This window comes from Trinickia sp., from assembly GCF_051953955.1.
Lineage (GTDB): Bacteria > Pseudomonadota > Gammaproteobacteria > Burkholderiales > Burkholderiaceae > Trinickia.
Genome location: NZ_JBQCIF010000028.1, coordinates 1 through 26,951, shown reverse-complemented (window position 1 = coordinate 26,951; position 26,951 = coordinate 1). Strand labels below are relative to the sequence as shown.

Below are 26,951 nucleotides of genomic sequence, written 5' to 3'. Positions count from 1 at the left end.
AAATGGATGCTTTGGAGAATTATTATTCCGGCGATTCGGCGTGGATGACGTTTGCAGAGATGTTTGATGAATTCAGAGATGATCCGAATGTGGTCGAGTTGGCAAAGCTATTCGACAACCAACTCGATTTGGCGGCGGTGATTTTCGGCAAAGTTGGGCCTGGATACAAAAACTGGATCAACTCGAAGATTCCGGCTTTGGAGAATATTAGTCCGATGGAATGCGTGAGCGACGCCAGCTTGACGAAGCGGCTGCGCGAAATGTTGATGCGCATGCCGTGCTAATCGTAGGAGATAGAACGAGTCGGGTTTACATTACAACCTCAACCGGTACTTTGATGCGGAGTCGGGGCAGTACCTGAGTGTTGATCCGATCGGGCTGGCGGGCGGCCTGCGCGCGCATGCGCATGTGTTCAACGCTACCAGTGGGTCGATTCCTCGGGGCTGGCGCGATGCCCTGCAATCATCTTGGGAAGGAACGAAAGATGTTCTTCCTCGCTTGAGGACGGAGCGCGGAGATCTGTATAAGACGATGGCCTGAACCCCGCCACACTTCCGCTCTACGACGCATCGCCGCAAGCGGCTTCCATCACCAACTATCGCGTCGACGGCGAAGTTCTAACTGGGTACAGGAAGGACGTCTTGGGCCCATTAGCGATGTAACTGCGGCAGTCATGCCGAAGGCCGTCGGCGATCAGATTGACATCTCGGGAACCAGCATGACGAGCTTCGGCCGCAATAAGATGGCAGACGTGTTTAACGGCATGCAATCGAGGGCTGCACAGGAGCAGACCGACCTTCTGCAACAGCTCGGTGCACATTGATGAAATATCGCAAAACGATGATCGTTGGCGTACTCGTCGCCGCAATTGGACTGTCCTCCCCGATCTGGTGGCCTACTCACGGACAAGGAACAAAGATGTCGGGATTCAAACGCTACCCGCCGGAAGATTTTTTTTCAGGACAACAACTCACGCTCGCTCAAGCTATCCGTGACGGAAACCTGGCGGCCGTCAAGGAGCTTTCCCCAAAAACCGATCTCGCCGCACTAGGCAACAAGAAGACTAGTCTCCTGTCCTTTGCGGTGCAGGAAGTTATCCCGGTCAAGAACGACGCTGCAAACGTTCGTTATCAAATCATCTCCGAGCTGGTACGAGCCGGCGCGAAGCCGGAGCAGCCTTTCGGAGCCAGAGATGAGGATATCGCTAACGTTGCGGCACGCGCTGACACCCCGAACTTTCTCAAGGCGTTGTTGGCTGGCGGCATGAGCCCGGACCTGCGCTACGACGGCGATACCCCTTTGTTGTTCGATGCGGCCGAGGACAGCCTGCTACCGCAACTGCGAACGCTGATCGAGCATCATGCCAACGTCAACATCCGCGATTCGATTGGCAACACGGCTATCTTCGATGCGACCCGGCTACGCCAATGGGATACCGTCGACTACCTACTCGCACATGGGGCAGATCCAACGGTGTCGGATAACGGGGGATTGAAATACGCCAAAGTGCTGAGCGACGAATTGCATCAAACGCCGGCAAATTCACCGCAACTGCCGCGCATAGAAGCGATCCACAAGCGCATCGTCGCGGCCGGAGCGCAGTGGCCAACGAACTGGTGTGAGCCGCGTGCCTCGTGCTAGATCCAACCTGTCTCTTGCTTGAATCGGGAGTGCCTACCGATATAGAAATCCATGCCTAAATACGAGATGAACGACGCGGTGATCGATTTGCCTGTGAACTTTACTGATAAGACGATGCACCTCTTCACGGTCGACGCGGCGGGCGGTAGCAGTTTCACGTTTATCGGGCTTGGATAAGATGCCGAGCTCATCCCCGGTTCAGTATCGGGGGTGGCGTTTGGGGGACCCGGATGCTTTGGCGAAATTTGACGCAGATTTTGCACCGGGTAAGACGGTCGAGTCGAAGTTCTGGTCAACTGGGTCGTCTGAAACTGATGCTTACGTTGCTGATCGAAATATGGTCATCTACACCGATAGCGCGAAAGACATTTCAGACTTGGCGTTTGGTGTAAATTATCACGGGCTTATCGGGAAGCCGGTATACTTATCCGAGACCTTGATTCCTCCAGGGGTGAAATTTCAGGTCGTCGGTACAGATGCGGCTGGGAGAATTATTTTGGAGCAATTGTAATGCTGAAGCGGAAGAGAGTGACCTATTCGGAATTGTCACCGTCGATCATGGCTATCGTGCCGGAATCAGCGTTCCTCAAGGCATTTGATGTCGCAGAATCTCAAACGGTTGTCGTGTGGTATGTCGACTCGAAGCTAAAAAGGCAACATGAAGTTGAATTCTCGCGGGCGCGCGGGCGCTTGTTGTCTCGGTTGGAGCGCGAGAGCGTATTTCCTGCGGAGCGAGAGCTTGTGCTGCCTGGTGACGGTGTCAAGGTCCGCATCGGTAATCGTCTCGAGCAGGACACTGACGTGAGATATGAAACGTATGTCGCCGTAGATCCTGTAACCGGTACGAAGCTCGCCGAAACTGAGCAGATTTTCTACGCTCCATTTTTGCTCGACCCCGAAGCAGTAGTTCGCGCGGCAATTCGGAAGACGAACTTCCCCGCTACCTATGCTCGGTGGAGCCCTGTCGAAAAGATTCAATACTGGGTTGGTGCACTATACCGGATCAGGCGCCAAACGGGGGAAGGCGGGCGCAGTGAGGATGAGGCATTTTCGCCCGCGTTGCTAGCGAAGATGCGAACGATTGATCCGAACGTTGACGGTATTCTCGCGCCGATCTTGGCCGAATTAAGTCGAATGGAGATGGTGAGCCCTGATGTAATGCGAGCGGCCTTCAGTCGGCGAGTTGGGGTATCGATTTGACGTGAACTTACGACGCTGCGATGCGGGACCGGTTCGCTTTTATTTGCAAGTTGAGCATTGATGAGGGCGTCCGCCGTCGCTACATCGATCGACTGATGAACATGTGATTGCGGGCGCCACGTGCGTTTTATTTCATGGCGCCAGCGACATGGGCGTGCGCCCGACGCTTATCGTGCCAGTCTGCCTACAACACCTTTCTCAAAGAAGGCAATGCCGAGCTTCCGCGCGAGGCCATCGAAGCTAAATTCGGTGAGGATGAAACTACTCGGCTACACATAAACTGTACGCTGAGTATTACGGGAGGTACGATGATCAATGCGTTGCGAATAAAAGTTAATTTCAGATATATCCTGAATATTTGCAGCATGGTGTTGTGCCTTGCTGGATGCGCTCAGGATAATGGAGCAGACACGCAGAACGAACAGATGGCACAACCGAAAATGACCCTATGGCAAGCAATCGATGCCCTACCTCGTCAAATTCCGTTCACAAAGGTCAAAATCGAACGATTGCTTTCGGCCGAGCTTGTTGAAACCGACGAAGGCGGCAACGACCTATTTCGATTCTTCAAGAGCAATCCGGTCAAGCTCTTAGATGGCGTCGTCATCGAAAATGTGGATTTGCGTATTAAGCGCGTAGGGCCGGATCCCGGCTTTCTGGTTCTGGACACAGGCGGTAGCTGCGTCACGATCGAGGACGTGCGGCTGCACTACAAGAATCTCAGAATCACAGATAGACCCCGCGGGCGCTCACTGGAAGAAGTCACTTCTCATACGACCACGCTATCGTGGGGCACACTGTCGTTTGGCTTCAAGGAGCGCAATCGCAAATGTCTCGCATCCGTGGCATTCGATCCGACGAGCGCCAAAACAGGGGGCGGCAGCGGAGAGTGATGTAAAGGTCTATCTGGCTGGTAAGCAACGTGGAGGTGCGCGCAACCGCTGAGTGCGCCGCGTTCTGGTTCTTCCGAAGCGTTTAAGCGCGTGCCGGGTAACGAAGGATTTTTTGCTCGAGTCGCGCTGCGAGTACCGGATGAGCCTCGCGCAGCGCGTCGAGGATCATGCGTCCCTCCTCACGATACGTCTCGATTTTGGCCGACTGCCAGTGTCCGGGCGGCGGCGCGAGGTTAGCAATTCTATCCGCCATTTTGACGCACCATATCGCATGCGATTGTTGGCGAATGCGTGCCAGGCTATCAGCCATTGCGTGCCGTTTCTCGAGCGATGGATCCTTGCTCAGCGCCGCGACACCCGCTGCCACGGTCGCGCCGAACTTCTCGCGCAGCGTGTCTATGGACACTCCCTGATCTTCGACGCAGTCGTGCAACGCCGCGCATACAACGGCAAGATTGACGTCTTCGATCGGAGACGCTGCGTGCGCAGCCAACAACTCGATTACCACGTTCCCAATATGACAGAGGTATGGGCGATCGCTGCCGGGGACGAGTTGCCCTTGATGTGCGTCCGTCGCGAACTTCCATGCCTCGACCCAGCTATCGGTGTGCATGACAGACGCTGAACCGGTGGTGATGTGTTCCATAGGATGTCGGGAGTGTCATCAAGCAGCAAGTTTGAACTCTACTCTCCTCACTGCCCTACCCGAAACTCGATCCGCCGATTCCTCGCCCGTCCATCGCTCGTATCGTTCGACGCAATCGGCTGGTCCGGCCCCACCCCCATCGTCTCCATCGATCGCGGCGCGACGCCCTTCGTGACGAGATACCCCTTCACGGCATCCGCGCGGGCCTGGCTCAGCGCGATGTTCGACGCGCGGCTGCCGGAATTGTCGGTGTGACCGATGATTTCCACCGTCTTGCTCGGCATCTTCACGAGCACGCTCGCCATCTGATCGAGAATCGCTCGGCCTTCCGGCGCCAACGTCGCGCTGCCCGTCTCGAATTCGATCGTGCGGTTCGCGAGCGTCGAATCGAGCAAGCCTTGCTCCGACGCGCTCACGCGCAAGCCGTTGCGGATCGTGTAGGTCGGATTCAGTGCAGTCGCCATGTCGCTCGCGAGCTGCTGACGCAGCGCTTCGTTCGAGACTTCCCCCTTCACGTCGATCTTCGTGCCGTCGATCTTGAGCTGTCCCTTGCTGATCTGCTTCAGTTGCGGGCCGAGCAGCTTCTGAACGTTCGCGCTCCAGTTCGGCGGCGTCGACACGCTCCCCACTTCGATCTGATCGACGACGTTGCCGGCACCGTACACCTCGCGCAGCTTAGCGAGCACGGCGCTGTGCGTCGCTTCGTCAGGCACCTTGCCGCCGACGACGACTTGCCCCGGTGCGGCATCGGCCGGCGTCGGCACGCGCGTGCTCGTCGACGGATTGCCCGAGCCCGCCACGTTGGCCGATGCCAGCTGAATCGGCGCGTCCAACGTCGTCATGCGCACGTGCACGCTGCCGTCGGCGACGGGCGTGACGGTCGCCGGGGCGCCGACGTCGGCATGCGCCGCGAATGCGGCGAGCGAGCCTGCAACGGCGAGCGCCAGCGCGGCGACGTGCCGCGCGCCGCGGCACGCCGGGGCCTGCCGATGCCCGTGGTGTTGATTCGAACGAGATGCGCCGGTCATGGCCTCACGCCCCGACGAACGCTTCGCGGAACGTATCCACAGCGATGCGCAGCGACAGTTGCGGTTGTTCGAGATAGCTGACGAGCTTGCTGATTCCATGTTCGTTCTGAGCGTGGTCGTCGATCCATTCGGGATCGTCGATGTCGATGTTGTGCGCCGCATAGGCCTGCGGATCGATGACGCTGTGCAAGGTCTTGGCCGATGCGCCGTTGAAGCCGACGACGAGGCGCTCGCGCTCGGCGATCGTGCCGATGAAGATGGCGATTTCAAAATCGGCTTGCGCGAGGAACGGCGCGATGAGCTCGAGCCAAAAAGTGGCGACGAGGCTGCGATAGAACGTGTCGTTCGGCAGCGGCAGCGTGAGCCCGCGCTCGAGGTTCGGCGCATGACTCAGCATGACCGGCTTGAGCAGCGAGCCGAGCGCGAGCATCGCGCCGCGCAGGCGCACGGGGTGGCCGCTTGCGAGCAGCATCTGCTCGAGGCCGGCGAGCGTCTGATGCTCGAGGAAATCGGAGAATGTCCCGTCATGCGAATTCGCGACACCGACGTCGATCGGCACCTGCGTATCGCCGAGCGCCTGCAGCGCGCTGGCCGGCTCCTCGCACTCGTACAGCGTGCGCATCTGCACGGCGGCGCGTGTCCACAAGCGCGCGAACGCGAGTGGGCTGCGCGCGAGGAATGGGAGAGGGCGCTCGACTTCGAGGGCGGTGGCGGCCAGCAGCGGGAAGCGGCGCGAGGCATTGTCGCGGCTCGACATCATATGACCGGCGATGGCGAGCCGGCTTTGCGAGCCGAGGAAGGCGAAGTGCATCGGCTTCGCATTGTCGTAGACGATCTTCCAGCGCGGGTCTTCGGCCAAGAGCTCCGTGGCGTGCGCGACCCAGCGGTCGAGCGTCTGGAGCAATTGCGGATTGTGCGTGCTTTTGACGAAGTCCCCGCGCGAAGGAATCTTGCCGAAGTAGGCGAGTTGCGCCTGCACGGATTGCGTCATTGTGCGGCTCCTGTTCCTGGGTTCGAGACCGCTACGTCGGCGGTCGAGGGAGAGGGGGAAGGCAGGCTCGGCGGCGCAGTGGCCGCGAGCGTGCCGGGCGCGGCCGGGGCCGACCCGCTCAAGGCGGCCGCTGCCGCACGCGCCGCCGCGGCGTCCGCCACCGATTCGGGTAAGCGCACACCGGCCAGGCTCTGCTGCTGCGGCGCGTTGCCGCCGCCGCTCGAAGGCTGCGACGTGCTGATGATCTTCATGCTCAGTGCGACGGTCACGCTGCCTTGCGTCCACGACAGCGAGAACGTGCCGTCAGGATTGCGCGTGCGCTTGGCCGAGTTGATCAGCTTTTCCAGCCCGTAGCGGCCCGGCTCGTTGACGAGCTCGATCGTGCGGCCGTCGAACGACGTGGCCGTGAGCGTCGCGCCCGGCGAGCCCTGCGGATTCGGCCAGACGAAGTTCGTCCACTGCGGCGGCGTGTTCCGGTAGCGCAACTGCTGGCCGTCGATGTTGATCGTGTACTCGGTCGTGCCTTGGCCCGGCTGCGGCAGGATTTGGAACACCGTCTGCGGCGCCCCGGCCGCGCCGCCCGAACCGCCGGCCGCTGCGCCCGAAAGCGGAGCGACCCAGCGCGCGAAGCCGTTCGTGAATGCGGGCGAGAGCGCGATGCCCATGCCACCCCACGTGCGCGGCGACAGGGTATCGCCGCGCCGCACGGCGAGCGGCCCGAGCGTCGTGCCGACGAACTTCGAGATCGCACCGTCGGGGCCGAACACCTGCGCGATCTCGCTTGCGCCCGCTTCGACCTTGGCATCGCCCGAGAACGGATACTTGTTCACGAGCGCGGTCTGGAACGTCTGGTAGACCTGCGCGTTCCACACCTTGTTGACCTCGTTGCTGGCCGGCTCGATCACGACGGCGAATGCCTGCATCAGCGGTCTCACGAGCAGCGGACGCAGCGCCTTGCGCTGATCGTCGGTCAGCCCCGTGAGCATCTGCTCATCGACGAATTTGAGCGAATCGGCGAGCTCGGAGCCGTTGCCGTCGAGCGTCTGCTGCATGAGCTCGCGCGCGCCCGGTCCGGGATCGCCCTGGTTCTTCAGGATGTTGAAGCGCGTGCGGACCTTCGAGAGGGTGTCCATGTAGCCGTTCAGCAGCGACGCGTTGTCCTGCTTCGCGACGATGCGAGCGAGGCCGCTGAACGCGATGCCGACCGGTCCGGCGGCGGTCCCGCCGTCCAGGTTCAGATCGACGTCGACACCGGCGTTGCGCGCCGCTTCCTGCTTCGACGAGAACATGCGCTTGAACCAGCCTGTCACGCCATTCTGCGCTTTTTGAAGCGGCGTGGACGCGAGCGCGGGATTGTCCCACGACGTTTGATCGTAGGCCGTCTGGAAGATCTTGCGGATCGGCGAGTCTTGCGGATCGCCGAGCCGGTTCATCGCCGTCACGGCCTGTCCGAAGCTGCCGAAATCGCGCACGGCGATGCCCTGCATGAAGCGCTGCCAATGCTGGGCGTACTCGGTCTTGTACATGCCGACGAGCGCCTTTTGAATCTGCTCGGGGCTGCCCTCGAGCGTCAGATCGTCTTGCGACGTCGTGCCCAGCACCCAGTCCTTCGCTTGCAACTCCTTGGTGGCGGCGTCGCGGATCGCGGGCTTGACGTAGCCGAACCACGCTTCGCGCGTGAACGTGCCCGGAATGGCGTAGCTGCCGCCGACGAGATTCGCGTTGTTCTCGCCGACGATGCGTGCGACGGTCATCGGCGCATAGCGCGTCGAGGCGCGCGCCTTGATCTCTTCATACACGCGCTGGCGGGCCGGCATGCCGCGCACGACGTGGCGCAGGTTCTCGCGTGTTTGATCGATGAGCGAGAGATTCGCGTCGATCATCGGCCAGTCGTCGTCGGACACATGGGCCAGATAGAACGTGATCATCCGTTCGGCGCTGCGGATCATCTCGTCGCGCGACATCGTGCCGCGATTCGTCTCGAGCCAGCCGCGCCAGAAGCGCGCGAGCTGATCGGTCAGATGCGCGGCTTCGACGTGGCGCTTGTCCGAGAGCATCAGATAAGTCTTCAGCGCGTTGTAGGCGTCTTCGACGTTGGCCGGCGAGGCGTCGCTGTACAAGCCGCCCTGCGCGCCCGCCACGGCGCCGAGGCCGCCGCTGCGAGCCGACACGGGCATCGCTCCGGATTCGGGCGGATGCGTGAGCGGCGTGAGCTGATCCGGATGCGCGTTCACTTCCTTCAGGAAGGCGACGAGGTTTTGCGAGACGGGGCCGAGCATCAACTGCTTCACGCCACGGTAGTACTCCGTCAGAAGCCGCTGTTCGATCCGGTCGCCCTGGTAGAGCCCGAGCGAAACCGACAGCGGACGATTGCGCTTGAACTGCTCCAGTTGATCGATGCGATCCTCGAGGATGTCCATGGCCTGCAAGCGCGATTGCAGATCGTTGCGGTTTTGCTGGAGGCGGACGACGTTGTCGAGATCGGCTTGCACGTTCGACGCGAGCTGCTCGTTGCCGATCGTCGACCAGGTCCAGCCGCCAAGCGCCAGCGCGAGCACGGCCACGAACGCGAAAAACGTGCCGTAGCGCAGGCGCGTTTTCGCGGGGCTCGCGAATTGGCGCACGGTTTGGCGATCGGCGAAGATGACTTTCGAGAACAGATCGCGCAGGAAGAAGCCGTTCTTCGACGACGCGGCTTGCGGCTTCGGCAGATCGGCCACCGAAAGGCCGAAGCGTGCGCCGATGCGCTGGGCGGCGGCACTGCTCGTTTGACCCTCTTGCAGCGCGCTCGTGAAATAGAAGCCGCGCAGAATCGGCTTGTATTGAAATGGATTGCTCTCGAACAGCGTGGCGAGAAACACGCGCAGCGCCGGCTTGATCGCGAGGAACTCGAGCGGGAAGCTCAGTTGCCCCGGCGAGAGCAGCGTGCCGCGGTTGATCGACATTTGGGCGACGCTGATTTCCTTCAGGCCTTCGTAGAGCTCTTCGAAGCGCTCGTCGAACAGCGCCACGACGTCGCGTTTCTCGTCGCGCTCGTAGGGCAGCGTCGCGCCCCAGACGCGGTCGTATTCGTGGCGCTCGCCGCCGCTGAAGAATTCGGCGAAACCAGTGATGAGATCGGCTTTCGTGAACATCACGTAGACGGGCGCGAATACCTCGAGCTTCTCGGTCAGCTCCTGTACGCGCTGACGCAGGCTGCGCGCGAGGTTGATCGTGGCGTCGGGCCGGCTGCTCGTCAGCTCCGCGATGCTGGCCGTGACGATGATGCCGTTGATCGGCGCCTTCGGGCGGTAGCGCTTGAGCAGGCTCAGAAAGCCTAGCCACTCGGTGCGGTCTTCGTCGAGCACCGAATAGCGGCCGGCCGTGTCGAGCAAGATGCCTTCGGTCGTGAAGAACCAGTCGCAGTTGCGCGTGCCGCCGATGCCGTGGACGATCGCATCGCTTTTTTCCGCGAACGGGAACTGCAGCCCCGAGTTCAGCACCGCGCTGCTCTTGCCGGCGGCCGGGTTGCCGATGACGATGTACCAGGGCAACTCGTAGAGCGCCGCGCCCCCGGACGCTTGGCCGATCTTCGAGGTCTTGATCGTGCGCACCGCGTCGGCGAGCCGCGTGCGCAGCACGTCGAGGTCGGCTTGCTTGGCACCGCCCGGCTGCGGCATCTTGCCCGTCTCGGCCTGCTGTTCGAGCACTTCGCCGAGTTTGGCCGAAGCGCGCCGAGCCGCGAGGCGCCGCCATAGCCAGACGAGCAAAAGCAGCGCGATGAGGGCCGCCACGGCCGCGGCGGGCCACGCGAGCGGGAGGTCGAACCAGAGGGCGGCGCCGAACAGGATGGCTGCGATGACGACCACCCCTGCGACGGTCATCGTGCGTTTGCTGGTCAGCGCGTTGAGAAAGCGTTGCATAAGGCCTTAACTTAACGGTCTAAGTCTTGATCTCGATTGAGCCCGGCGCGGGAGCGCAAGGCATTGCGTAGGCATGCGGCGATTCGGTGCGATTCGCCTATTGCCCGGGGAGCGGAACCACGGGTTTGCTGCGTCCTAGGACGAAGCCGGGCTTATGGTATTCAACGTGTCCGAAATCCATCAATTTCCATCGTCCGCCCCATACCAGGCCGACTTGTTCGGCCGTTTGCCCATATAGCTCATAGCCGTGCATGGCCCAGGGATCTTTTTCTGAAATGACGACCTTGCCGTCGCGCAAAAAAGCGTTGTCGGCGGCAAGCCCGTATTGGTGATAGCTCTGATATGCGGCCGCATTGGTCACGCCCCCCAGCTGCGCGAGCCGGTTTTGTCGCTCCGGGCTCCGATAACCTTCCAATAGCACCATTTCGTACCCGTACTGCTCGCGCATGATCTTGTAGACGAGCAATAGGCGAGTTCTGAAATCGGTATCAAGCAAATTCCAATCGCGGCTCGCGTCGCGCAGTGCCGGACGGACCTGCTCTACTTCTTTGGTCTCGAAGACTTCGGGCGGCAGCGGCGGCGGTGGAACGAGCTGCTCGCCATTGAGCAATGCGGCGATTTTCTCGTCCGGCACGCGGGTCTCGCCATCAAACTGAAACAATTGGCGGCCGCGCAAAGCAATTGCAATCAATGGAGGCGCCGCAAGGATACCTGCCGTAATCAAAATCAGCAAGCGCTGCCGAATCAGTACTTTTTTCGTATCGCCGATTGCGGTATGGGAAATTCTTACTGATTTATCGAGTCCATTACGAAGATGTGAGATCCCACGCGACGTGCGGCGCGACATGCGACGTTGTAATGCGAGGGCTGCGGAGACGAGTGCGCCGCGTGCCGCGGGCAATAGGAACAATGCGGCGATGGTAACGGCGACGGCGAAATAAGCGGCGAGTGCGACGGCAATCAAGATCGGCCCCGGGGGGAAATGAATTGTATTTTGTAATGCTTGCTCTTAGAATCTGGCCTGCTTGCAAGGGAGGCCGGATTCCTATTATCGCGGCGAATTAAACAACGATTCAACGAGATACTACTGAATGAGTGCACCGGAAACCACTTCGAGAGGGCGGCCGAGCCTGATTTCCGAGACGGCTCCCGGTGCGCCGGACAACAGCTCGCGCATTCTTGCGAGCCTCGAAGGGCGCGTCGTTGCGCAGCAGGCTCCGCGTCCTCGCCGTTCTAAAAAGCCGTTGATCGCGGCGGGGCTCGCGCTCGCCGGTTTGGTTGCCGTCGGCGCTTGGCAATGGCAACGGCTTGCGGAAGGCGGTCGTTCGGCCACCGCGGTCGTAGCCGGTGCCGACAAGCCGCCTGCGGCCGCTGCGCCGGCCGGTCAAGCGAGTGGCGCGGCGGCCGCGGTCGGCGCGGCATCGGTGCCGCAAAGCGCGATCATCGTGGCCGACGATGCGACGACCGCGGCGCCGAACGGCACTGCCTCCGATCCGCTTTCTCGTGCGCTCGCGAACGGCGCGGTGCCGTCGGCGGACAAGAATGCGTCCACGGTCAATGTCGCGGCAGCGTCGGCTTCGACGCCGGCTTCCGCTGCGTCGGCGACACTCGCCGCGGGCAAATCGGCTGCGATCAAATCGGGTGCGGCCCGCGCCGACCGCGAAAACGCGAAGAGCCGTCACGCGGAAAAGCAGGTAGCCACACGCATGGGTAAGCATGCGAAAGGGGTATCGAAGCACGACGATCCCGACGCCGATTTATTGGCCGCGCTCGTCGCCCGCACGAAGCCGTACGATGCGCGCGCACCGCAGTCCGCTTCCGACGCGAAGGCATCATCCGCGAAGACGCGTCCCGTCAGCTTGGCCGCGCAGGTCAAGCAGTGCGACAAGTCGAACTTCTTCGAAGCGCAGCTGTGCCGCTGGCGCGTGTGTTCCGATCATTGGGGCAAAGATCCCGTCTGCCCGAGCGCGAATGCGCCGGCGTCGTCGCAAGCGCGCTAGTCGTCCAAGCGTCGTCTCCGCTTCCACGTCCCCATACCATTTACCGGCGTCTTGCAATCGAAGTCCGCTTCGGATGCTTGCGCCCGGTCGCTTCCGGCTGCCACGCGACCAGGGCGGCCTGGGTGTTTCACGAACGTCCGGAAACGCCATCGTGCGAGGCACGCGCGTTGCGGCAGTGCGGCAGGACTCGGAGCCGCTCGACTCGATCGAGCTCGGCTTCGAGTAGCACTCATGACTGACATAAAGGACGTTCATCATGGCACGCAAAACATTGGAAGATCTTTTCATTCATGCACTCTCGGATATGTACAGCGCCGAAAAGCAATTGACGAAGGCACTCGGCAAGCTGGCGAGAGCGGCCACGAACGAGCAGCTTTCCCAAGCGTTCGAAACGCACCTTCAGGAAACGCACGGCCAGATCGAGCGCATCGATAAGGTCGTCGAGACGTGCGGCATCCGCCTGAAGAGAATGAAGTGCGCCGCGATGGAGGGCCTGATCGAAGAGGGCGAAGAGCTCATCGACGAGATCGAGAAAGGTCCCGTCCTCGATGCCGGCTTGATCGGCGCGGCCCAGAAAGTCGAGCACTACGAGATCGCTTCGTACGGCACGCTATGCGCGCTAGGTAAGCAGCTCGGCCGGCAGGAGGCCGTGACGTTGCTCAAGGAGACGCTCGAAGAGGAGAAGGCCACCGACAAGAAGCTGACCGAATTCGCCGAGAAGGTCGGCAATCCGGAAGCGAAGAAGAGCTAGCTTGACCGCTGCATACGTTCCCCCTGTTCGTTTCCTTTTCGATGGAGTCAAACGATGAGTTCACTCGCAATCGACTATTCGGGCGCCGCCGCGCAGGGTAGTTCGGCCGCGCAAGCGGCGTTCGCGTCGATGGCCGATATCGCCAATCAAACGTTCGACGGCTTTGAGCGCCTCGCGCGGCTGAATCTTCAAACGATGAAAACGACGCTGGCCGAGCAGCACGGCATCGCACTCGAGGCCATCGATTCGCGCTCGATCGCGTGGGTCATGACGCTGCCCGCGGCTCAAGCGCAAGCCGGTTTCAAGAAGACGCTCGCCTATTGGCAGCACGTGAACGAGATCGCTACCGAGACGGCAGCGAACAACGCGGGCGCGGGGTGGGAAGGCTTGACCGCGTGCACGGATTGGCTCGCCCGCGCTTACACGACGGCGTCGCACTCGCGCACGGGCGGGCCACTCGTGCTCGCTTCACCCGAGGAGAATCTGCCGGTGGAAGTCGAAGGCCAAACGCAAGCCTTGACGAAAGCTGGTGGTAAGAAGCGCTCGGTCGACATCGTCGACGGTTCGGGCAACGTCGTGTCGTCGGTGAAGCAGTAGCAGTAGCGGCTGCCGTGACGTCGCGCGCTACCATCGCGCACCGACGGCTTGCGGGTCTGACGCGCAAACGATTGCACCCCGCAATCAACTCCAATACGGTTTGCTTTATAAGGCGAATACGGTTATTGCCGGATTTTGGCGGCGGCCTCAAAAGGGTCGCCGCTTTGTTTTTCAAGGCGCCGCTAGCACCCTGTCGATCGGGGTATTCACGTACCGTTCACGGACGCACTAGTGATTGATCGTCGCGTTTCTCTAGACTAATATCCACACACCGCTGTCTCGAATGACGATTGTTCACCTTTCGGGGCCGGAGATCGAGAAGCGGGTTGCTGCAGTGACTTCTTCTGCGCAAAGGAAATGTGATAACAGATGCCCGGTGACGCAGACGAAAACTCGAATACGGAGCAGCGGCCGAACGAGGCGAATGGTGGCCGGTTGTATCTGCGCTCGGCTGAAGAGGGCGATCGCACTTTCCTGTACCAAGTCTTCGAAAGCACGCGGGTGGAAGAATTCGCCCGGATCGGGTGGGCTCGCGAGCGCATTTCGGCGCTGCTGGCTGAACAATTTTCCATGCAGGACGCTTACTACCGTCGCCACTATCCGCAAGGCCGCTTCGATGTGGTCATGCTTGGGCAAATGGCGATCGGCCGTCTTTATCACTATTGGCAGGGCAGCGAGGCGCGCTTGATCGACATCGCGTTGCTGCCCGCCTATCGCGGGGCAGGCATTGGCGGCCGCCTCGTGCGCGCGCTCGTTGCACGCGCGGCGGCGAAAGCGATGCCGATCGTGTTGTACGTCGAAATGGACAACCCGGTGCAGGCGCTTTATCGCCGGCTGGGATTCGAGGCCGTGGGAGAAAACGGCGTCTATCTGCAGATGCGGCGTCCCGCCGCGCCGTATGCCGACGATCGCTCGGAGCCTGTGGAAGGGCTTGCGGCGAGCGGCGGCGCACGGTAACGCGGCGCCGGGCATGATGCGGCTCGCCCTTGGCGGGCCGCGCGAACGAGGCGGTAACAACGTCGACTCCGGCCGCAACGCCGGGCGATACCAATAACGACCAACCCACGGGGGCTTGCTTGTTGTCCATTCCCACCCACGACGAGTTGATCGAAGCGATCGGGCAACGCTTCACGTTCAGCTTGGCCGACGGACGGACCGTCGCGGCCGTGCTGACGCACGCACCTGCCGGCATTCCAATGAGCGACAGTTTCGTCTGCTACTCGGCGACGTTCGAACTGCCTGCGAGTGTCTTTCTACCGCAGGACGTCTATCGAATCGGTTCTCCTGCCGGCCGCACGTGGGATCTGCTCGCGACGCCGACGAGGCCGACCGAGGATGGGCACTCGACACTCACTGTCGTCGTGCACTGCCGTGCCGATGCGCTGGCGGAGATCGCCGGCTCGCCGGATGCGGCATAGCGATTCAAAAAAACTCGAATCTCGAGAATATCGAAATATCGACAGGAGGCGTCAAATGAGTGATCCGTTTATCGGCGAAATTCGCATGGTGGCGTTCAACTATGCGCCTGAGGGCTGGGCCCTCTGTGCAGGCCAAACAATTGCCGTCACGCAAAACCAAGCGTTGTTCGCGCTGCTGGGCACGTTCTACGGCGGCAATGGCGTATCGAACTTCCAATTGCCAAACTTGCAAGGCCGCAGCCCGGTAGGCGTCGGTCAAGGCTTGGGCCTCTCGACCATCAACATCGGCGAGACAGGCGGGACCGAAACCGCCGCGCTGACGATCGCGAACATGCCGCAACATACGCACACCGCGACGGTGGTGGGCGGCGGCGGCGCCTCGGGCCCGATCGCGATTCCCGCGACGACGTCGACCGCGGCGGGCACTCAGGCTAGCGCGCCCTCGGCGAACACCGTGCCGGGGCCGGTCAGCGTAACGAATCACCAGGGGTTGCTTTACAGCAGCGCGACGCCCGACACGACGCTCAAGCCGTTCAACGTGTCGCTGGCGGGCAATCCGCCCAGCATCACGAATAGCCTTACCGGCAGCAATGTTCCCGTTGCATTGCGCAATCCGTATTTGGGTATCAACTTCTGCATTGCGCTGGTAGGGGTCTTCCCACCGCGCGGGTGATGTACGACTGCGCGCCGCCCGCGCGGCGCGCGCTCAAGGACGACAAGCGATGAAACTCGCCGCCAGATTCTCGAAGCTCCTCGCCGCGATGCGCGCGCCCGCGGCGATTTCACGCAGCGAAGTCGCCGCTTTGCCTGCGCCGCTCATCGTCGCGCTCGAGCCGCGCATCGTCTACGACGCATCGGCCGCGTCGATCGGTATGGCGGCTGCGGTGGCGCAGCAGCATCCGGCGAGTGCCGACACGCACGATGGGGCGAGCGCACCCGCCGCGGTGCCCGTCTCGGGCGCCGGTGCACGCGCGGTGGACTCGTCGGCAGCGACGGGTGCGGCGCACGGCTCCACGAACACGCCGCCGGCGGCCGGCGTGGGCGACGCGTCCACGGTCCGTGCGGTGCAAGGCTATACCGACGTCGTGGGCGCATCGGTGGACAAGCAAGTCGTCTTCGTCAATTCGAACGTTTCCGATCTTCAAACGCTAGTCGCCGGATTACCGGCCGGCACGCAGTACGTCGTGCTCGATTCGACGAAGGATGGGCTGCTGCAAATCGAGCAGTATCTGCACGATCACCCCGGCGTAAGTGCGATTCACCTCGTGTCGCACGGGGCGGCCGGCGAGTTTCAGGTCGGCAGCACCTGGATCAACGAAGCCGACTGGTCGACGTATAGCACCGAATTTGCGCAGATCGGGGCATCGATGAAGGCGGGCGGCGACTTCTTGATCTACGGCTGCGACGTTGCCGGCAATGCGGATGGCAAAGCGCTCGTGCAGCAGATTTCGTCGATCTCCGGCTTGAACGTGGCGGCGTCGACCGATGCGACCGGCGCGGCCACGCTCGGTGGCGACTGGGTGCTCGAATACGACGCGGGCGCCGTGCATACGGGCGTCATATTCTCCGCGGCTTCGGAGCAGAACTACGACCACGTTCTTTCCGCGTACGACGAGACGTATGACGGTTCGGTCGGCTACGATTCGGGCACGACGCCGGTCGCGTCGACGACGCTCGGTTTGTCGACCTTGACCTATACCGGCGATCAAGCGGTCGAGTATCAGGTCGTCAGCGGTTCGCTTCCGGCGAGTGGGTCGGGCGGAGAGCTCGTCGTCAATACGCAGGGCACGCAGATGTCGACGTTGACGCTTACGCGTCAAGATGGCGGTTCGATGGCCATAGAGAACTTCGACATCGATATCTTCGTCAGCAACGCGGTGACGGTTCAAGCGCTCGACGGGTCGGGAAACGTACTCGGGAGCATTACACTCGATGTTTCCGCCGGCGCCACGGCCTACACGCCGGGCCACGTCGCGAGCAGCTCGCTCTTTCACGTCGATTTGTCGAGCAATGCAGCGTTCTCTCAGGTGAAGAGCATCAAGTTCGTCGAGACGAGCGGCAATGGCACGTACCTCTCGCCCACGCTCGACAATTTCACGTATCTCTCGCCGTCTTCGCCGCCGACGCTCACGGCCAGCGGCGGCACGACCGCCTTCGTGGCGGGAGACAACGTCGCGTCTACGCCTGTCGCCGTCGACTCTGGCGTGACGCTGACCGACGGTAATTCGACCACGGCCACGAGCGCCACGGTGTCGATCGTCGGCAATTTGCACAACACGGAGGATGTGCTCGCTTTCACGAACACAAGTGCGGCGACGTACGGCAACATTTCGGCGGCTTATAACGCGACCACGGGCATCTTGACGCTCAGCTCGTCGGGCGGGACCGCCTCGATCGCGCAATGGCAGGCTGCGTTGCGTGCGGTGACCTACACCGATACGGCAGTTACGCCGAATGCGACGACGCGCACGATCAGTTTCCAAATCACGAGCGATGGTTTCACGGCCGGCAATTCGACGAGCAAGGCGGTCAGCGTCACCGACACCGATCAAACGCCGATCGTGACGGCCACGGGCAGCACGACGAACTACAGCGAAGGGGCCGCGGCCATCACGATCGACAGCGGCATCTCGGTCAGCGATAGCGACAACACCACGCAATCGTCGGGAACCGTGTCGGTTTCCGGCGGCTTTCACAGCGGCGACACGGTGGGCTTTACGAACGATGGCTCGACGATGGGCAACATTTCGGCCTCGTACAACGCAGCCACGGGGGTGCTGACGCTGACGTCCGCAGGGGCGATCGCTAGCGACGCGCAGTGGGCGAGCGCGCTCAAGGCGGTGACCTTCTCGAGCACGAGCACCACGTTCGGCGCGCGAACGATTTCTTTTGCCACGAGCGACGGCACGAAGACGAGCACTGCCGCGACCGACACGATCAATGTCGTGAATCCGCTTCAGCTAACGGTGGATTCGGGCTCGGCCGCGTTCGTGGCCGGCGACAACACGGCGTCGACGCCGGTCGCGGTCGATGCGGGGCTGACGGTGAGCGATACCGCCGCCGGTACGCTGTCATCGGCGACGGTAGCGATCACGGGCGGGTTCCAAAGCGGCCAAGACGTGCTCGCATTTACGAACAACGGTTCGACGATGGGCAACATCACCGCCTCGTACAACGCGGCCACCGGGGTGATGACGCTGACGTCGTCCAGCGCGACGGCGACGCTCGCGCAATGGCAAAGTGCGCTGCAATCGGTGACGTACACCGATACGGCCGTCACGCCGAACAACGCGACGCGCACGATCAGTTTCTCGGCGGTGGACGGCGCGGGCAACACGAGCGCGACGGCCACGCGCACGGTGACGGTCACCGACACCGATCAATCGCCGATCGTCGCGACGACGGGCGGCACGACGAACTATGTGGGTGCTTCGTCGGCCGTGACGATCGACGGCGGCGTTTCCGTCAGCGATCTCGACAACTCGACGCAATCGTCGGGCACGGTATCGGTTTCCGGCGGCTTCCATAGCGGCGACGCGCTCAGCTTCACGAACGACGGTTCGACGATGGGCAACATCACGGCCTCGTACAACGCGGCCACGGGTGTGCTGACGCTGACGTCCGCAGGTGCGACGGCCACGGACGTGCAGTGGGCGAGCGCGCTGAAGTCCGTGACGTTCTCGAGCACGAGCACGACTTACGGTAGCCGGACGATCTCGTTCGCGACGAGCGACGGCACGAAGACGAGCACGGCGGCGACCGACACGATCAACATGACGGCGCCGCCGGCGATCACGATGGATTCGGGTTCGGCTGCGTTCGTTGCAGGAGACAACACGGCCTCGACACCGGTGGCGATCGATTCGGGTTTGACGGTGACCGATGGCAGTGCGGCGACGCTTGGTTCGACGACGGTAGCGATCACGGGCGGGTTCCAAAGCGGCCAAGATGTGCTCGCATTTACGAACGACGGTTCGACGATGGGCAACATCACGGGCTCGTACAACGCGGCCACAGGGGTGATGACGCTGACGTCGTCCAGCGCGACGGCGACGCTCGCGCAATGGCAAAGTGCGCTGCAATCGGTGACGTACACCGACACGCAGGTCACGCCGAACAATACGACGCGCACGATCAGTTTCACGGCGGTGGACGGCGCGGGCAACACGAGCGCGACGGCCACGCGCACGGTGACGGTCACCGACACCGATCAAACGCCGATCGTGACGACGACGGGCGGCACGACGAACTACATAGGCGGCACATCGGCAGCAACGATCGACGGCGGCATTTCAGTCAGCGACCGCGACAACACGACGCAAGCGTTGGGAACCGTATCGATCTCGGCCGGATTCCACAGCGGCGACACACTGACGTTCGTGAACACCAACTCGGCCACCTTCGGCAACATCGTGGGTTCCTACAACGCGGTGACGGGAGTGTTGACGCTGACGTCTTCGGGAGCCACGTCCAGCGACACGCAATGGTCGAATGCGCTTAGTGCGGTGACGTTCTCGGCCGGTTCGAGCGCGACGCCGGGCAACCGCACGATTTCGTTCACCACGAGCGACGGCACCAAAACGAGTGCGGTCGGCACGGACACCGTGGTCGTGCTCGGGCCGCCGACGATCACGACCGATTCGGGCTCGGCCGTGTTCGTGGCCGGTGACAACGTGGCCTCGACACCGGTGGCGATCGATGCGGGCTTGACGCTGACGGACGGCGCCGCGCCCACGTTGGCGTCGGCGACCGTGGCGATCACGGGTAACTTTCATAGCGGCGAGGACGTGCTCGCGTTCGTCAACACGAGTGCTGCAACGTTCGGCAACATCGCTGCGTCTTACAACGCCGGCACCGGTGTGCTCACGCTGACATCCTCGGGTGCGACGGCGAGCCTCGCGCAATGGCAAGCGGCGCTCGATGCGGTGACCTACACCGATACGGCGGTGACCCCGAGCAACGCGACGCGCACGATCAGCTTCGCGGCTGTCGATACGAGTGCGACCACCAGCAACACCGCGACGCGCACCGTGACCGTGACCGACACGGATCAAACGCCGATCGTGACGACGACGGGCGGCACGACGCGCTACGTGGGCGCATCGTCGGCCGTGACGATAGACAGCGGTATTTCGGTCAGCGACCTCGACAACACGACGCAATCGATTGGCACCGTTTCGATTGGCACGGGCTTCAATAGCGGCGACACGCTTTCGTTCACGAACACGAGTTCAGCATCATTCGGCAACATCGTCGGTTCGTACAATGCGGTGACGGGCGTGCTGACGCTGACGTCCGCGGGTGCGACGGCCTCCGACGCGCAGTGGTCCCACGCATTGTCGGCGGTGACGTTCGCGACTACGAGCGCCACGCTCGGCAATCGCACGATTTCGTTTGCGACGAGCGACGGCACGAAGACGAGCGCCGTGGCGACCGACACCGTCGCGGTGCTCGATCGGCCGCACGTCACGCTCGATTCGGGCGCCGCTTCATTCGTGGCTGCGGACAACGCGACGTCCACTCCGGTCACCGTCGCACCGGGCTTGACGCTGACGGATGCGACCAGCAGCACGTTTTCCGCCAGCGTTTCGATCACGGGTGGCTTCCATCAGGGCGAAGACGTGCTCGCGCTCGCGAGCAACAGCGCGACGATGGGCGACATCAGCGCTGCCTATGCTGCGAACAGCGGCGTGCTGACGCTGACCTCACGCAGCGGCAATGCCACGCGCGACCAGTGGCAAGCGGCGCTCGCGGCGATCACGTACACCGACACCGCGATCACGCCCGCCACCACGACGCGCGTCATCAGCTTTACGGTAACGGACGGCAACGGCGCCGCCAGCGCCGTGCAAACGCGCAGCGTCACCGTGGCCGATACGGACCAAACGCCGCTGCTCAGCGTCAGCGGCGGCGTCACGTTCACCGCGCGCGGGAACGGCTCGACACCCGTGGCCGTGGCGCCGCAGGTCACGATCACCGATGCCGACAACACGACGCTGACTTCGGCGCAAGTCGCGATCAGCGGCGGCTTCGACGCGGAGCACGACACGCTTTCGTTCACGGGCAGTGCGGCGACGGGCAACATCACCATGTCGAGCTACAACGCCGCTACCGGCGTTTTGACGTTGACGTCGGCCGGGGGCACGGCGACGATCGCACAATGGGCCGCGGCGCTGCAATCGGTCACGTACTCTGATTCTTCGCAGAGCGCCGGCAGCAGCCGCACCATCAGCTTCGCGGTCAGCGACGGCGTGAAGAGCAGCGCGCTTGCATCCAACACAGTCGCCATCGCCCATGCATCGTTGTTCCCGCCGATCGTGCCTGCTGCGCCCCCGGTGATCGTCGATACGCCGGCTTCCTCGCATTCGTCGATATTCAGCGACGACACGAGCCCGCCCGACGTCCTCGACGAATTTGATCGTCCGATGCCGATCGGCTCCGTGCCCATCGTGCAAACGATGACGTTCACCGATCCGAACGCGCCGGCGAATATGCATTCGCTCGATCACACCTCGGTGCCGAGCTTCGACATCGGCATGGCGGCGCTCGCACCGAACGACGTGCAGTCCTCGCTGCCGGATGTATCGTTCACGATGGCGCCCAACGACCCGTTCTCGATCAACGTCGCGACGTTGCTCCCGCCATCAGAGGCCATGCAAGGCGGCGCCGACATCACCGTGCGGCTTGCGGACGGCCGCACGCTGCCGGGATGGATTCGCTACGACGCCGCACACGGTGTTTTGCGCGGCAAACTGCCGGCGGGCGTAGAGAACGTGCGCATCGTCGTTCAGACGCGCGATGCCTCGGGCCATGGAACGCGCCGCGAGATCGTGCTGGCTCCGCGCGACAACCATGCCGGGCATGACGATTCCCACGGCGCCAGTCACGGCGTCACTCATCCGAAGCCGCCGGGGCATGCGGCGCTTGCGGAACCCTCCGTCGCGCGCGCTGCGCGCCCGGTCGGCAAGCCTTCGCTCGATCGGCAGTTCGCGCAGGCCCGCGCGGCGCTGCACGTATCGCATCCGCGCGTCGCACCACGCCGCGCATGAACGACCGTCATCCTCTAAGACAAATGACACTACAACCATTAGTTGCCGAAGCGATGCCCGCCGCAGGCGTTGCACCTGCGCCCAAGGCCACGAGCGGGGCGCGTTCGACGCGCGCGTTGCGCCCCTCGCTGATCGCCGTCTCCGTCGCCGCATTATGGCTGTCGGGCTGCGCGATTCACCCGACGCCGTTCACCGACGCCGAGCGCGTGCAGAATGCGCATGCCGAGCGCACGGCGATGTTCGCGGATCAGCCGCCGCTGTCCGGCCCAGTGACGCTCGAAGAAGCCATGGCGCGCGCGATTCGCTTCAATCTCGATCATCGCTTGAAGATGATGGAAGAAGCGCTCGCTCAAAAGCAGCTCGACGTAGCGAACTTCGACATGTTGCCGCGTTTGACCACGGCGGCCGGCTATACCTATCGCGATCATCCGCTCGCGTCGGAGTCCGTCTCGCTGCAAACACATCAAGTGTCATTGGAGCCGTCGTACTCGACCGATCAGAACGACCGGACGGCTGACCTGACGTTCTCGTGGAACTTGCTCGACTTCGGCGTCAGCTACTTCGAGGCAAAAGAACAAGCCGATCGCGTGCTCGTCGTCGAACAGCGCCGCCGCAAGGTCGTGCAACTGATGATGCAGCAAGTACGCGAAGCGTATTGGGAGGCCGTCGGTGCCCAACGCCTCGAGGGCCGCATCGGCCCGCTGCTGACCCAGGCCAAGCAAGCGCTGGAGGAGTCGCGTCAATCGCAATCGGAAGGGTTGCGCTCGCCGCTCGATACGCTCGCCTACCAGCACGCGCTACTCGACATCATGCGCCAGCTCGAAGCCGTGCGCGACCAGCTCGACGAAGCCAAGCCGCGGCTCGCCTCGCTCATGAACATCGCGCCCGGCACCGACATCATGCTGGCACCGCCCGAGGGCTTCTCGGTTCCGACGTTCGATATGCCGATGGACCGCATGGAAGAGACGGCGCTCGAACGTCGCCCCGAACTCGTCGAAGCGAGCTACAACGAGCGCATCAGCGTCAACGAGACCCATAAGGCGATCGCCAAGCTGCTGCCCGGTATCGAATTCCAGTTGGGCGCGCACTACGACAGCAACAGCTTCCTTGCCTATCACGCATGGCGTGCCGCCGGTATCAACGTGAGCTGGAATTTGCTGAACTTGCTCAACGCAAAGAATATCCGCGGTGCGGCGGATGCTCAGCACGAAGTCGCTCGGGCGCAGCAGCTTGCGTTGTCCATGGCCGTGCTCACGCAAGTGCACGTCGCACGCACCGAACTCAGCGCCAAGCGGCGCCAGTTCGATCTGTACAAGCAGCTCAACGACGTCGATGCGCAGATTCTGCAGCACACGCACAATGCCACCGTGGCCACGGCGCAAGGCAAGCTCGAAGAGATTCGCGCGGCGACGTCGGCCATGATGTCGGAGCTGCGTCTCTATCAAAGCTACGGCGAACTCGAGAGCGCATATGGGCAGATGCTCGCGACGCTCGGGCTCGATCCGCTGCCGGGGAATCCCGGCGACACCGATTTGAAATCGATCGAGCAATCGATCGACAAGGAGCAAGCGCGCTGGGCCTCGTTCGGCGGCGCGGATGGAGCAAAAGCGCAATGAATAGAGGGTGCAAGACAGGGCTATGCGGTGCTGCCCTGATGTCGTTGCTTCACGGCGTATGGGCCGCGGCACCGCAAGCCGCGGCGCCTCACGCATCGGCTCCGGTTCAGGGCGTAGCGCCTGCGTCGCCGCTTCCCGCGGCCCCTGCCGTGCCGGCATCGGGGCGGACGCAGGACGACGGCCGCATTCGCATTCAACTCGTCGCGCGCGATCAGGTCGATCTCTCGAGCGAAGTCAGCGCGAAGATCGCATCCATGCCGTTTCGCGATGGCGATGCATTCCGTGCCGGACAGACACTCGTCTCGCTCGATTGCTCGCTCTTCGCCGCGCAATTGCGTAAGGCGCAAGCGGAGGCCGACGCGGCGGTGCAATTGAAGCGCGTCGACGATCGGCTGTCGCAACTGCATTCGATCGGACAGCTCGACGTGGAACAAGCCGCTGCCAAGGCGAAGGCAAGCGCGGCCGAGGTCGCCTACATGCAGACGACGGTGCACAAATGCAGCATCGCGGCACCGTTCGACGGGCGCGTGGTCAAGCGTAGCGCGGCGGCGCAGCAGTTCGCCGAGCCCGGCAAGCCGCTGCTCACGATCGTCGATACGGGCCATCTCGAACTGAAAATGATCGTGCCGTCGAAGTGGCTCGCGTGGCTCAAGCCCGGCCATGCTTTGACGGTCACCGTCGATGAAGTCGGCAAGACCTATCCGGCCACCGTTGCGCGGATCGGCGCTCGCGTCGATCCGGTGACGCAGACCGTCGACGTCACGGCCGCGCTGTCGGGCAAGACGTCCGAGCTTCTGCCCGGCATGAGCGGCTGGGCGAGCTTCGCCGGCACGGGTCACTAACCGCGAGCCGCCATGAACGCTCCGGTGCAGATCGAGGCGGCCACGCTCGCCGTCCTATGGCAATTGTCGGCGCGTGCGCGCGAGGCGCAGACCGAGGAGACGCTCGGGTTCGTCATCGTCAACGAATCGCTTTCACTCGTGCCGTATCGTCAAGCGGCATGGTGGCGCGCGCCTGCACCGGTGCCCGGCGCCGTCGCGGCCGTGTCAGGGCTACCGCAGAGCGATCCCGGTGCACCCTACGTGCAGTGGCTCGGCGAGGTATGCCGGGTGCTCGAACGCCGCTCGACCCATGCGGCGGTGGGACCGTCGCCGCAGGCACAGGACGGTGCGGCGACCGTGACTGCCGCCGATACGGAAGCGGCGGACGCCAAGGATCGTACTTGGCCCCGCGCCTTGACCGCGGACAGCCTGCCTGACGTACTCGCCGCCGATTGGGATTCCTGGTGGCCGACGCACGCGCTATGGGTACCGCTCGCCGATCGCGCGGGCCGCTCGCTAGGCGCCGTCGTCTTTGCGCGCGAGCAACCGTGGACGCACCTCGAAGAAGCGCTGTTCGCCGAGCTCGCGCGCGTCTGGTCGCATGCGCTCTCGGCGTTTTCACCGCGCACGTCGTGGCTCGAGCGCGCCAAGCTCGCACTGCGCGCGGGCAAGCATCGGCGTCGCGCGTTAGCGGTGGCCGCCTGTGCGCTGATCGTTCCGGTGCCGCTGACGGTGCTCGCGCCGGCCGAGGTGACCGCGAAGGATCCGTTCGTCGTGCGCGCACCGCTCGACGGTGTCATCGATAGGCTCTATGCGCAGCCGAATCAACGTGTCGCTGCCGGTGCGCAGCTGTTCGCGCTCGATTCGACCGCACTAGCTTCGCGCTATGCCCTTGCGAACAAAAACTACGCCACCGCGCAGGAGGAGTATCGGCAAACCGCGCAGCTTGCCGTGACCGATGACAAAGACCGGCTCGACATGGCCTTGCGCAAGGGCAAGCTCGAAGAGAGCGCGGTCGAACTCGACTATACGGCGCGTGAGCTCGCGCGCGTGAAGGTGAATGCGCCGCGTGCGGGCGTGGCTGTATTTTCCGATCCGAACGATTGGAACGGCAAAGCGGTGTCGATCGGCGAAAAAGTGATGCTGCTGGCCGATCCGGCGAGTGTCGAGTTGACGGCCTACGTGCCGGTGGCCGACAACGTCGACGTCGTGCCGGGCGCCACGCTTACGCTGTATCCGAAGAGTTCGCCGCTGGCCTCGTACGATGCGCGCATCGATACCGTCGCGTATCGCGCGGAGCCGACGCCGGAGGGTGTCGTCGCCTACCGCGTGAAGGCGACGTTCTCAGGTGCAGTCAAGCCGCCGCTCGGTGTAATGGGCACCGCGCGTATTCACGGCCGCTGGGTCCCGCTGGCCTACTATCTGCTGCGTCGGCCGCTCGCGACGGCACGGCAGTGGCTCGGCTGGTAGGCCGTGCAGGCCGCCGGTTTTCATCCGATTTTCGCCATTCGATGTCGCGCCTTCCGCCCCTTCGCCAAGAACTGAGCCTGACGCCCGGCGCCACGACGCCGGACGGCGCGCCGACTTGGATGCTTCACGATCCGGCAGCGAATCGCTTTTTTCAAATCGGCTGGCCCGCGTTCGAGATGCTGTCGCGCTGGCCGCTCGACGATGCCGCGGCGATCGTCGCATCGGTCAACGCCGAGACGACGCTGACGTTGTCGATCGACGACTTCGAGGCGCTCGTGCGCACGCTCCACCATCAGCATTTGCTGGTGTCCGCGAGCGCGGCGGATACGGGGCGGCTCAGCGGCGCCGCCGCGGCGGGCAAGCTCTCGCACGCGATGTGGCTGCTCAAGCACTACCTGATGATCCGCGTTCCGCTTTGGCGCCCGATGCCGTTCCTTCGGCGGTTCGCGCGCTACGCCGAGATCGCTTACCGGCCCGCGTTTTGGGTTGGCGTGGCGCTTGTGGCGCTGACCGGGCTCGTCCTGGTCTCGCGCCGATGGGACGAATTCATCCACACGTTTCACGGCTACGCGGACTTGCGCGGGCTGCTTGCGATCGGTCTTGCACTGGGCTGCGCGAAGATTTTGCACGAGTTCGGGCATGCGTTCACCGCGCATCGTTACGGGTGCCGCGTGCCGACGATGGGCGTGGCGCTTCTCGTGATGGTCCCCGTGCTTTATACCGATACGACGGAAGCGTGGAAAGTGCCGGGGAGGGCCGAGCGATTGCGCATCGGCGCCGCCGGCATGCTGACCGAACTGACGCTGGCCGCGTTCGCTACGTTGGCGTGGAGCCTATTGCCGGACGGGCCGGTGCGCGCGGGTGCGTTCCTACTGGCAACGACGACGTGGATCGGCACGCTGACGATCAATGCCAGTCCGTTCATGCG

The 26,951-nt window shown here is 63.1% G+C and carries 20 protein-coding genes and 2 pseudogenes; 17 read left to right on the top strand and 5 right to left on the bottom strand.

The genetic code is table 11. The features are described 5' to 3' along the window. The first annotated feature begins 2 nt into the window (after positions 1-2). From ACTHNZ_RS05860 to ACTHNZ_RS05835, 6 genes and pseudogenes are all read left to right on the top strand, one after another. On the top strand, positions 3-284 hold the full coding sequence (locus tag ACTHNZ_RS05860; RefSeq protein WP_440541557.1) for a hypothetical protein: 282 nt from the start codon (positions 3-5) through the stop codon (positions 282-284). 16 nt (positions 285-300) lie between these two features. Then, a pseudogene (locus tag ACTHNZ_RS05855) lies at positions 301-446 on the top strand (RHS repeat-associated core domain-containing protein); the annotation flags it as partial. Between the two features lie 227 nt (positions 447-673). Further along, the gene (locus ACTHNZ_RS05850; protein WP_440541556.1) at positions 674-823 is read left to right on the top strand and encodes a hypothetical protein; all 150 of its coding nucleotides are present in this window, start codon (positions 674-676) and stop codon (positions 821-823) included. Beyond that, positions 823-1,641 carry an ankyrin repeat domain-containing protein gene (locus tag ACTHNZ_RS05845; protein ID WP_440541555.1) on the top strand — a complete coding sequence of 273 codons (819 nt, stop codon included), beginning with the start codon at positions 823-825 and terminating at the stop codon, positions 1,639-1,641. Before ACTHNZ_RS05850 ends, ACTHNZ_RS05845 begins: the two co-directional genes overlap by 1 nt. Positions 1,642-2,151: 510 nt before the next feature. Continuing rightward, positions 2,152-2,841 carry a hypothetical protein gene (locus ACTHNZ_RS05840; protein WP_440541554.1) on the top strand — a complete coding sequence of 230 codons (690 nt, stop codon included), beginning with the start codon at positions 2,152-2,154 and terminating at the stop codon, positions 2,839-2,841. Between the two features lie 308 nt (positions 2,842-3,149). Next, positions 3,150-3,734: a hypothetical protein gene (locus tag ACTHNZ_RS05835; protein ID WP_440541553.1), complete on the top strand. Its 585-nt coding sequence runs from the start codon at positions 3,150-3,152 to the stop codon at positions 3,732-3,734. Positions 3,735-3,816: 82 nt separating this feature from the next. Here the strand turns inward: ACTHNZ_RS05835 and ACTHNZ_RS05830 are convergent, their stop codons facing one another. From ACTHNZ_RS05830 to ACTHNZ_RS05810, 5 genes are all read right to left on the bottom strand, one after another. After that, a complete protein-coding gene (locus tag ACTHNZ_RS05830; RefSeq protein WP_440541552.1) occupies positions 3,817-4,380 on the bottom strand; it encodes an HD domain-containing protein in 564 nt (187 codons plus the stop codon). Between the two features lie 47 nt (positions 4,381-4,427). Continuing rightward, positions 4,428-5,408: an OmpA family protein gene (locus ACTHNZ_RS05825; RefSeq protein WP_440541551.1), complete on the bottom strand. Its 981-nt coding sequence runs from the start codon at positions 5,406-5,408 to the stop codon at positions 4,428-4,430. A 4-nt stretch (positions 5,409-5,412) separates the two neighbouring features. After that, entirely contained in the window at positions 5,413-6,399 is a 987-nt protein-coding gene (tagF, locus tag ACTHNZ_RS05820) for a type VI secretion system-associated protein TagF (RefSeq protein ID WP_440541550.1), read from the bottom strand. Then, positions 6,396-10,301 carry a type VI secretion system membrane subunit TssM gene (gene tssM, locus ACTHNZ_RS05815; RefSeq protein WP_440541549.1) on the bottom strand — a complete coding sequence of 1,302 codons (3,906 nt, stop codon included), beginning with the start codon at positions 10,299-10,301 and terminating at the stop codon, positions 6,396-6,398. Before tssM ends, tagF begins: the two co-directional genes overlap by 4 nt. 97 nt (positions 10,302-10,398) lie before the next feature. Further along, positions 10,399-11,265: a M15 family metallopeptidase gene (locus ACTHNZ_RS05810; RefSeq protein WP_440541548.1), complete on the bottom strand. Its 867-nt coding sequence runs from the start codon at positions 11,263-11,265 to the stop codon at positions 10,399-10,401. Between the two features lie 127 nt (positions 11,266-11,392). Between ACTHNZ_RS05810 and ACTHNZ_RS05805 the strand changes: the two genes are divergently transcribed. From ACTHNZ_RS05805 to ACTHNZ_RS05755, 11 genes and pseudogenes are all read left to right on the top strand, one after another. Continuing rightward, positions 11,393-12,301, top strand: a complete 909-nt coding sequence (locus tag ACTHNZ_RS05805; protein WP_440541547.1) for a hypothetical protein — start codon at positions 11,393-11,395, stop codon at positions 12,299-12,301. A gap of 253 nt (positions 12,302-12,554) precedes the next feature. Beyond that, positions 12,555-13,052 carry a YciE/YciF ferroxidase family protein gene (locus ACTHNZ_RS05800; RefSeq protein ID WP_440541566.1) on the top strand — a complete coding sequence of 166 codons (498 nt, stop codon included), beginning with the start codon at positions 12,555-12,557 and terminating at the stop codon, positions 13,050-13,052. Between the two features lie 54 nt (positions 13,053-13,106). Beyond that, a complete protein-coding gene (locus tag ACTHNZ_RS05795) occupies positions 13,107-13,649 on the top strand; it encodes a phasin family protein (RefSeq protein WP_440541546.1) in 543 nt (180 codons plus the stop codon). Positions 13,650-14,018: 369 nt separating this feature from the next. Next, positions 14,019-14,606: a GNAT family N-acetyltransferase gene (locus tag ACTHNZ_RS05790; protein WP_440541545.1), complete on the top strand. Its 588-nt coding sequence runs from the start codon at positions 14,019-14,021 to the stop codon at positions 14,604-14,606. Positions 14,607-14,728: 122 nt separating this feature from the next. Next, entirely contained in the window at positions 14,729-15,067 is a 339-nt protein-coding gene (locus ACTHNZ_RS05785; protein WP_440541544.1) for a DUF6916 family protein, read from the top strand. A gap of 55 nt (positions 15,068-15,122) precedes the next feature. Further along, positions 15,123-15,740, top strand: coding sequence for a phage tail protein (locus ACTHNZ_RS05780; RefSeq protein WP_440541543.1), 618 nt, complete (start codon positions 15,123-15,125; stop codon positions 15,738-15,740). Between the two features lie 49 nt (positions 15,741-15,789). After that, complete coding sequence (locus tag ACTHNZ_RS05775; protein WP_440541542.1) at positions 15,790-22,116, top strand: DUF4347 domain-containing protein; 6,327 nt, start codon at positions 15,790-15,792, stop codon at positions 22,114-22,116. A 23-nt stretch (positions 22,117-22,139) separates the two neighbouring features. Next, a complete protein-coding gene (locus ACTHNZ_RS05770) occupies positions 22,140-23,732 on the top strand; it encodes a TolC family protein (protein ID WP_440541541.1) in 1,593 nt (530 codons plus the stop codon). A gap of 38 nt (positions 23,733-23,770) precedes the next feature. Continuing rightward, positions 23,771-24,574: an efflux RND transporter periplasmic adaptor subunit gene (locus ACTHNZ_RS05765; RefSeq protein WP_440541540.1), complete on the top strand. Its 804-nt coding sequence runs from the start codon at positions 23,771-23,773 to the stop codon at positions 24,572-24,574. 12 nt (positions 24,575-24,586) lie between these two features. Continuing rightward, positions 24,587-26,023 carry an efflux RND transporter periplasmic adaptor subunit gene (locus ACTHNZ_RS05760; RefSeq protein WP_440541539.1) on the top strand — a complete coding sequence of 479 codons (1,437 nt, stop codon included), beginning with the start codon at positions 24,587-24,589 and terminating at the stop codon, positions 26,021-26,023. Between the two features lie 41 nt (positions 26,024-26,064). Next, positions 26,065-26,951: pseudogene (locus ACTHNZ_RS05755) on the top strand (peptidase M50); the annotation flags it as partial.